The sequence below is a fragment of the Vulcanococcus sp. CPBay_Sum15L08_68 genome (assembly GCF_017855895.1).
In the GTDB taxonomy this organism is placed as follows: domain Bacteria; phylum Cyanobacteriota; class Cyanobacteriia; order PCC-6307; family Cyanobiaceae; genus Vulcanococcus.
Genome location: NZ_JAFMFX010000074.1, coordinates 1 through 8,085, shown reverse-complemented (window position 1 = coordinate 8,085; position 8,085 = coordinate 1). Strand labels below are relative to the sequence as shown.

General features: G+C 65.8%; 9 protein-coding genes. 6 read left to right on the top strand and 3 right to left on the bottom strand.

Annotated elements, in window-relative coordinates:
• The 3 genes from QZ189_RS09940 to queG form a co-directional block, all read right to left on the bottom strand.
• The coding region (locus tag QZ189_RS09940) for a DNA gyrase subunit A (protein WP_296421667.1) at positions 1-346 on the bottom strand (346 nt) is incomplete at its 3' end.
• A gap of 25 nt (positions 347-371) precedes the next feature.
• Complete coding sequence (locus QZ189_RS09935) at positions 372-1,259, bottom strand: hypothetical protein (protein ID WP_296421665.1); 888 nt, start codon at positions 1,257-1,259, stop codon at positions 372-374.
• 21 nt (positions 1,260-1,280) lie between these two features.
• The gene (gene queG / locus QZ189_RS09930; RefSeq protein ID WP_296421663.1) at positions 1,281-2,249 is read right to left on the bottom strand and encodes a tRNA epoxyqueuosine(34) reductase QueG; all 969 of its coding nucleotides are present in this window, start codon (positions 2,247-2,249) and stop codon (positions 1,281-1,283) included.
• Between the two features lie 17 nt (positions 2,250-2,266).
• On the opposite strand from queG, the gene QZ189_RS09925 reads away from it, so the two are divergent.
• The 6 genes from QZ189_RS09925 to argH all read left to right on the top strand — a co-directional run.
• Positions 2,267-2,917, top strand: coding sequence for an HpsJ family protein (locus tag QZ189_RS09925; RefSeq protein WP_296416772.1), 651 nt, complete (start codon positions 2,267-2,269; stop codon positions 2,915-2,917).
• A gap of 68 nt (positions 2,918-2,985) precedes the next feature.
• Positions 2,986-3,735: a DUF502 domain-containing protein gene (locus QZ189_RS09920; RefSeq protein WP_010314136.1), complete on the top strand. Its 750-nt coding sequence runs from the start codon at positions 2,986-2,988 to the stop codon at positions 3,733-3,735.
• Positions 3,735-4,361 (top strand): transcription antitermination factor NusB, encoded by a 627-nt coding sequence (gene nusB / locus QZ189_RS09915; RefSeq protein WP_296416773.1) that lies wholly within the window; start codon positions 3,735-3,737, stop codon positions 4,359-4,361. Before QZ189_RS09920 ends, nusB begins: the two co-directional genes overlap by 1 nt.
• 8 nt (positions 4,362-4,369) lie before the next feature.
• Positions 4,370-5,851, top strand: coding sequence for a signal recognition particle-docking protein FtsY (gene ftsY / locus QZ189_RS09910; RefSeq protein WP_296421661.1), 1,482 nt, complete (start codon positions 4,370-4,372; stop codon positions 5,849-5,851).
• A gap of 63 nt (positions 5,852-5,914) precedes the next feature.
• Positions 5,915-7,273 (top strand): GAF domain-containing SpoIIE family protein phosphatase, encoded by a 1,359-nt coding sequence (locus QZ189_RS09905; protein WP_296421660.1) that lies wholly within the window; start codon positions 5,915-5,917, stop codon positions 7,271-7,273.
• A gap of 24 nt (positions 7,274-7,297) precedes the next feature.
• Positions 7,298-8,085 (top strand): argininosuccinate lyase (argH, locus tag QZ189_RS09900; protein ID WP_296421659.1); only part of this gene is annotated, 788 nt, incomplete at its 3' end.

Below are 8,085 nucleotides of genomic sequence, written 5' to 3'. Positions count from 1 at the left end.
CGTCGAGTAAGGGATTGCGGCTGGCGAAGGTCTGCACCAGCCGGACCAGGGCGTCATAGACCGCTTGGTCGCCGTGGGGGTGGTACTTGCCGAGTACGTCGCCGACGACGCGGGCGCATTTCCGGTAAGGGCGATCGGGGGTCAACCCCAGCTCATGCATCGCAAACAGGATGCGCCGCTGCACGGGCTTCAGGCCATCGCGGGCATCGGGCAAGGCCCGTCCCACGATCACGCTCATGGCGTATTCCAGATAGGAGCGCTGCATCTCCTGATGCAGCTCAATCGGCTGGATACGACGCTCGTCGGATGGGTCGGGCAGCGGCTTTTCGGGACGCGCCTTGGCCATCCGAGGTCAGAAAGTGCGGCTCAGCCTACCGAGGTTGTTCCGCGGGCTCAGCATCGGCATTGGCCTGAGCCCGCTCCACATCGCCCTTCAAGCTCGCGTTGGCCAGCAGAACGCTGGTGGCTTCGCGCAGGCGCGTGCCCCAGAGCTGCTCCTGTTGATAGCTGCTGAGCACGTAGTTGGGATCACCCGCTAGGGCGCGCTTGGCCAGGTCCAGGCTCTCGCCGTTGCTGGGGTCTTGGGCATTGAGTGCCGCAGCCAAGGCCAACATCGGTTCTGCTGCCGTGGGCCGAATCGCCAGGACGGAGCGCCAGCGTTGGATCGCTTCGGCGTCCTTGCGCTGTTCGTAGAGCACCAGCGACTGGTTGTTGATGGCCTCCCAGAAGTCGCTGCGCAGCTTCGAGGCCCTCTCAAAGGCCGAGAGCGCCGCTTTGGATTCCCCCAGCAGGATGTAGCCGTTGCCGAGATCGAAGTAGGAACCGGCGTTCTTGTCGTCGATGCGCTGACCTTCGCGGATCAGCTCAACGGCGCGGGCCGGTTGGTTGGCTTTGAGGGCCAGGGAGCCCTGGGCAAAGAGGATCCCGGCATTGCGGGGGTCCAGGTTGCGCGCCTGCTCGAGCGATGCGGAGGCTTCGGCGTCCTCGCCACTACGCAACTGGGCTTCCGCCAGCAGCAGCCATCCCCGGGCATCCGTTGGGATCAGCTGAACGGTCAGCGCCGCGAGGCTGGCGGCCTCTTCCGCCTGGCCCAATTTCAAGAGTCGGCTGGCGGCCTGGGCAATGCCCAGCCCAGCGGCTTCCAGGTTGCGCTCGCTGGGCAGCACGACGTAGGGCACCAGCGCCTTGGCGGGGGTCCCAGTGAGGCTTGCCAGCATCAGGGGCGCTGTGGCCAGAACCTTCAACCAGCGCGCGGCCATCGATGCAGGGCGATCGAGCGCTCAGCCTAGGGCTGCTGCAATGTTTCGCCTCCACATTGAGGGCTTGATCCGCCGCAGGGCGGAGGCCCGCAGCTTCTCGTCCCACTCGCCGTCGCTCCAGCCCAGGGCGTCAGCCCCTTGGAGATCCAGCCACCACGGCCTGGGCTGCAGATCGGGATCGGTGCTGGAGACCAGTGCTTGCTGGTTCCAGGGGCAGACGTCCTGGCAGATGTCGCAGCCGGCCACCCAGCCGTTCAAGTCCGAGGCGATGTCTGCCGGCAACTGGTCCGCCCGGTTCTCGATCGTGTGGAAGGCGATGCAGCGGCGGGCATCGACAACAAACGGCTCGGTGATGGCCTGAGTCGGGCAGGCGTCCAGGCAGGCGCGGCAGGCCCCGCAGTGGGGCGTAGCGGGTTCATCAGCGGGGAGCTCCAGGTCGGTCAGCAGATGCCCGATCAGCAGCCAGGAGCCCCAGTCGCGGTTGATCAGGTTGCTGTGTTTCCCGATCCAGCCCAGGCCCGCTTCCTCGGCCCAAGCCTTATCCAGTAGGGGTGTGCTGTCGACGCAGGCGCGCCACTGGGTCTGCGGCTGGTTGCTCTCGAGCCAACGCCCCAGGGCCCGCAGGCGCCCATCGATCACCCGGTGGTAGTCCCGGCCCCAGCCATAGCGGGCCACCTTCAAGCTGCCGGGCGCAGGCTGGCGATCGACGTAGTAGTTCAGCCCCACCGCCACAACACTGCGGACCCCCGGCAGCAAGGCCTCAATGGCTTGCCGTCTGGGGTCCTGCATCCAGGCCATCTCGCCCTGATGCCCCGCGCTCAGCCAGCGCTGCAGGGCGGCGTTGCGCAGGCGGATCCGCTCGCTGCCCCTCGCCGAGGCAATCCCCACCAGGTTGAAGCCCAACTCCAAGGCCTGGGCCTTGAGGGCGCTGGCCAGCTCTCCAGCCGGAAGGGGCTGTGGCTTCGGTTGATCGCCCCTACGCTTGCCCAACTTCCAAGGCCCTCCCGGTGAGTTCAGCAGTTGCAGGACGCTTCTCCAGTTTGTTGCGCTGGCTAGGGATCACCCTGGTGCTGCTGCTGGCGCTGCAATTGCTGGCGGTGCTCTCGGTCAACGGTTGGGGCGATGAGAGCTTCCGTCAGCTGCTGAGCTCCACCCTGATCACCCAGTCGCCGATGGCTCTGGTGGGGATGCTGTTGATGCTGATCGCTGCGCGGCTCGAGGATCCCCAGTCCGGTCCGACGCCCCTGCGTTGGACGGTGTGCGTGATCAGTGGTGTTCTGGCGCTGGCCCTGCTGTTCACGGTTCCCGCCACCATCGGCGGTGATCAGAGCCTGAGCGATCAGACCAACCAGTCCCTGCAGGCCCAACGCGGCCAGTTGGAGATGGCCAAGGCCCAGCTCGACAACCCCAAGGTGCTGGAGCAGGTGATCGAGCAGGGGGTTCAAACCGGTCAGATCCCCGAGACGGCCAGCGAAGACGAGAAGAAGAAGGCCGCTCGCGCCTTCATGCAAAGCCAGCTGCAGCAGGCGGAGAACCAAATCAAACAGGCCGAAACCCGCCGTGATTTGGCCTTGAACCAACGCCGGATTGGTGGCACAGGCACCGCTGTTGTTCTGGTGATCGCCTTTGCCCTGCTCGCCCTGGCGGCTGTTCTGTAGGGCGACTGGCTAAGTTGCAGGTTGGCCCTTTGTGACCGGAATTCCGGCCAGTTGAGCGACGCAACGTAGTGGTGCAATCGAGTCCCAGACCTGAGCAACCGCTGGGCGATCGTCTCCAGCAGGACCTCAAGAACGACCTGATCGCCGGTCTGTTGGTGGTGATTCCGCTCGCCACCACGATTTGGTTGGCGACGACGGTGAGTCGCTTCGTGTTGGCGTTTTTGACGTCGATTCCGAAGCAGCTCAATCCGTTCAACACCCTCAACCCTGTGCTGCAGGAGTTGATCAACCTGGGCCTGGGTCTCCTGGTTCCCCTGCTCGGGATCCTGTTGATCGGTCTGATGGCCCGCAACATCGTGGGTCGCTGGTTGCTGGAGTTCGGCGAGGGCACGCTGCAACGGATTCCCGTGGCGGGTTCCGTCTACAAGACCCTCAAGCAATTGCTGGAGACCTTCCTGCGGGATAACTCCAGCCGTTTCCGCCGCGTCGTGCTGGTGGAGTACCCCCGCGAGGGGCTCTACGCCCTGGGCTTCGTGACTGGCGTTCTGGGGGCGACCCTGTCGGCTGGCTTTGAGAAGCCGATGCTGAGCGTCTTTATCCCCACGGCTCCGAACCCCACGACCGGCTGGTATGCCGTGGTGCCGGAGTCCTCCGTTCAGGATCTGGATCTGTCGGTGGAAGACGCCTTCCGCACGATCATCTCGGCGGGCATCGTCAATCCCGATGAGCGTGAGACGCCGGCCAGCCGGAGTTTCTCCAGCCTTCTCGCCCAGCTGCGGGCGCCCGCTTACTCCCCCCTTCCCTCCAATAAGGCCTGATGCAGAGCCGCTCCGTAGCCCGCGAACTGGCCCTGCTGATGCTCGGTCAGGTCAGTGACCGTCAGCCCAGCGCCGACACCTCCCTCGACACCCTGCTGCAACAGGCTCTGGCTTCCCTGAGCCAACACGTGCGGGAGGCCCTGGATCAGGCCGCCACCGAATTGCAGGCCGCCCAACAGCAGCTTCTCGACAGCGAGTTGCAGGACCAGGGCGCCGTTGGTCAGTTGCCCCGCATTCGCCAGCACCTCCAGGACGGCCTGGAGCATGCCGAGAACGGCCTGAACCGCCTGTCCGCCAGCCTGGAGCTTCCGCGGCTGCTGATGCTCTCGGATCAAGAGGAGATCCGCCGCGGTGCCATCGAGCGTGCCCGGGCGGTGCTGTCGGGTCGTGCTGATCTGGATCAGCGCTTGGATGCGGTGATGGAGGGCTGGCGCCTGACGCGGCTGCCTCGCATTGACCGGGACATCCTGCGGCTCGCAGCCGTGGACATCGAGCAGTTCAACACCCCCGCGCCGGTGGCTTGCAATGAGGCCGTCGAGCTGGCCAACCGCTACAGCGATGAGCAGGGCCGCCGCATGATCAACGGCGTGCTGCGTCGTTTCACCAACGCCCCCGCCAAGAGCTGAGAGACGGCATGGTTTACGACTGGTTCAATCGCAGCGCGGCCCCTCAGAACCCCCAGGATCCCCAGCCGGAACAAGCCGCTGAGCCCCCTGCCCAGGACGAGGCCCCTGCTGCTCCCACTCCTGCAGCTGCGGAGCCCTCAGACATCGATCAGGACGCTCTCGATTGGGCGCGCCAGGCCTATGCCCGCCTGAAGGCCCAGCAGGAAGCGCAGAAGCAAGAAGCTGCGGCCGCTGAGCCACAACCCGAACCAACGCCCCCGGCGGAGCTCACCTCAGAGCCGGAGCCTGTTGTCGCTCCGGAGCTGGATCCTGTACAGGCTGTTCAGACCTCTGAGCCCGTTACAGGCTTGTCCTTGCTGGAGCAGGCTGCGGCCCAGCGGGCCCAGCGCCAGCAGGAGCAGCTGGAGCGGGCGATTGAGACCCCGGCCGCTCCCGTCGAACCGACTCCAGCGGCGACCGATGAGGCGGCCCCGAGCCTGGGGGACTTCGATGAGGACTTCACCTGGTCGGCCGAGGTGTTGGCCGCCCAGGGCCGCCAGCTCTCTGACATTTCCCTCGAGGAAATCGACTGGCTGGGGCGCCTGCGCCGGGGCATGGAGAAGACCCGCCAGGGCTTCGTCACCCAGCTGCTGGACACCCTCGGCGACGACCCGCTGACCCCAGAGGTTCTCGACGACCTCGAATCACTCTTGCTGCGGGCTGATGTCGGGGTGCAAGCCACCGATCAGGTCCTGGAGGCCCTGCGCAAGCGCCTGAACGAGGAAGTCGTCGAGCCCGAGGAGGGCATTCGCTTCCTCAAAGACCAGCTGAAGGGTCTGCTCGATCAGCCCATCAAGGCCAGCGGCACCGCGTTGCTCGCTCCCGAGCGCGGCCGCCTGAACGTTTGGTTGATGGTCGGGGTGAATGGGGTCGGTAAAACCACCACCCTGGGCAAGCTCGCCAACCTGGCGATCCGCAGTGGCTACAGCTGCCTGATCGCTGCTGCTGACACCTTCCGGGCCGCGGCGGTCCAACAGGTTCAGGTGTGGGGTGAGCGCAGCGGTGTCACGGTGGTCTCCAACCCCTCAGCCAATGCGGATCCTGCGGCGGTGGTCTACGACGCGATCGGTGCGGCTCAGGCCAAGGGCACGGATCTGGTTTTGGTGGACACCGCCGGTCGTCTGCAGACCAAGCACAACCTGATGGAGGAGCTCACCAAGGTGCGCCGGATCGTCGACAAGTTGGCGCCGGATGCCGAGGTGCAGTCCCTGCTGGTGCTCGACGCCAGCCAGGGCCAGAACGGTTTGAAACAGGCCATGGCCTTCGCCCAGGCGGCTGGTTTGACCGGTGTCGTCCTGACCAAGCTCGATGGCAGTTCCCGCGGGGGCGTCGCTTTGGCGGTTTCCTCCGAAGCGGGGTTACCGATTCGCTTTATCGGTGCGGGCGAAGGGATCCGTGATTTGAGGCCCTTCAACAGCTTCGAGTTCGTCGAGGCCCTGCTGGCCAAATAAACGCGGCTATCTTGCGCGCAAGTGAGCAACTTGCCGCCTGCCTATCACTCTCATCCCGGCGGAGTGGGCTCCCTGAAGCCGGCATCCGCCGTCGCTTCACTGCGTCAACTGCTGGACAGCCTGGGCAAGGAGCAGCGCCGCAATCAGGAGCTGCTGGCGTCGTTGGCCTTTGCCCTGCGCAGCTTCACCAACCTGGAGCGCTTCCTGGAGTTGGTCCCCCTCGTGGCGACGCGCTTGGTGGAGGCGGAAGGGGCAGTGCTGGTGGTCTTCCACCCCGACGGCCGGCTCTGGCGCGAGCAGCTCCACGGCAGTCACCCCGAGTTGCTGCGGCAGTTGGCAACGCTTTCGGATGAGCAGCTGCAGCAGGCCTCCGGCGATGAGGCGGTGGCCCAACTGCTGGATGCTCTGGTGCGCCGGCAGTTGGCGGATCGCCCCTTGGTCGCCACCTCCCTGGCCGCCCGCAGTCGTGTTCGCGGCCGCCTGTATGTCTTCGGTTCCAAGGCGGGCCTGAGCTGGAGCGAGAGTCACCGCCGCCATGTCCAACTCGTGGCGGACCTCGCCGGGGTCGCGGTGGAGGGGGATCAACTGCTGCAGGAGGCCAGGCGCCATGAGCGCCTCGATCGCCAGCTCTCCACCGGCGGTGAAATCCAGGCCCAGTTGCTCCCAGACCACTGCCCCGTGATCGAGGGGGTGGAATTGGCCGCGCGCTGCCGGCCTGCCTTTGAAGTGGGCGGCGATTACTTCGATTTCATTCCCACCCGGCCCCAGCTGATTGGCCGCCAGCGGGAGCAGGGGCGTTGGGCCCTGGTGATTGGCGATGTGATGGGCAAGGGGGTCCCTGCGGGCCTGTTGATGACGCTGCTGCGGGGCATGCTCCGGGCCGAGGTCTCCAGCGGCTTGCCCCCCGATCAGATCCTCCACGACCTAAACCAATTGGCGCAGGAGGACCTGGCCCAGTCCCATCGCTTTGTCACCCTCTTCTATTCCGACTTCGACCCCCGCACCCGGCTGCTGCGCTACGCCAACGCGGCCCACAACCCGCCCTTGATCTGGCGGCGGATTCGCCATGCGGTCGAACGCCTGGATGCACCGGGTCTGTTGATCGGTCTGCAGAGCGAGGCGGAGTACGGCTGCGAGCAGATCGTGCTGGAGCCAGGCGATGTCCTGCTCTGCTACACCGACGGCGTCACGGAAGCCTCTGGCCTCAACGGCGAGCGCTTCGACGAGGAGCGTCTGGTCCAGGCCCTGCAAACGGCCTGCCGCTCCGGCGGTGGGGCCCAAGGAATCCTGGATCAGCTGTTCGCGCGCCTGGATCGCTTTGTTGGAGCGGATCGCCCCCTCGATGACGATGCCTCGATGGTGGTGCTGAAGGTGCGCGAGGAGGTGACGCTGCCGAGCGTGAGTAGTCGCCTGCCAAGCTGAGATTCAGCAGCACGTCCGGGCCCGATGGCCGTTGATTCCTCTTCCTCCACCTGGAGTCAGCGTTTTGAGCAGGGTCTGCATCCAGCGATTGAGCGGTTCAACGCCTCGATCGGGTTTGACATCAACCTGCTGCAGCAGGACCTGGATGGATCGATTGCCCATGCCCGGATGTTGGGCAGCACGGGGGTGATCACGGCCGAGGAGGCTGAGCAGCTGGTCGCTGGTCTCGAGCAGGTGCGGGCAGAGGCGGCCGCAGGCCAGTTCAACCCAGGCCTCGAGGACGAGGACGTGCACTTCGCCGTGGAGCGAAGGTTGATCGCGATCCTGGGGCCCCTGGGCAAAAAGCTCCACACCGGCCGCTCCCGCAATGACCAGGTCGGCACGGATTTGCGCCTGTGGCTGAGGGGTCAGATCGATGCCATCGATGGTGCCCTCGTGCGCTTTGAGCAGGCGTTGCTCGCCCAGGCCGAAGCCCACGTGGAGGTGATGATCCCCGGTTACACCCACCTGCAGCGGGCCCAGCCGATCTGCCTGGCCCATCACCTGCTGGCCTATGTGGAGATGGCGGAGCGGGACCGTGCTCGCCTGAAGGACCTGCGCAAGCGGGTCAACATCTGCCCCCTCGGTGCGGCTGCCCTAGCGGGGACGCCAGTGCCGATTGATCGGCGTCACACGGCCGCCGCCCTGGGTTTTGACGACGTCTACGCCAACAGCCTCGATGCCGTCAGCGATCGCGATTTCGCGGTGGAGTTCAGTGCGGCCGCCAGCCTGGTGATGGTGCACCTGAGTCGCCTGAGCGAGGAGGTGATCCT

Bases quoted from the DNA above. Each gene is read 5' to 3' on its own strand.
- QZ189_RS09935 (WP_296421665.1), bottom strand. From the start codon at position 1,259: ATGGCCGCGCGCTGGTTGAAGGTTCTGGCCACAGCGCCCCTGATGCTG.
- nusB (WP_296416773.1), top strand. From the start codon at position 3,735: ATGCAGAGCCGCTCCGTAGCCCGCGAACTGGCCCTGCTGATGCTCGGT.
- ftsY (WP_296421661.1), top strand. From the start codon at position 4,370: ATGGTTTACGACTGGTTCAATCGCAGCGCGGCCCCTCAGAACCCCCAG.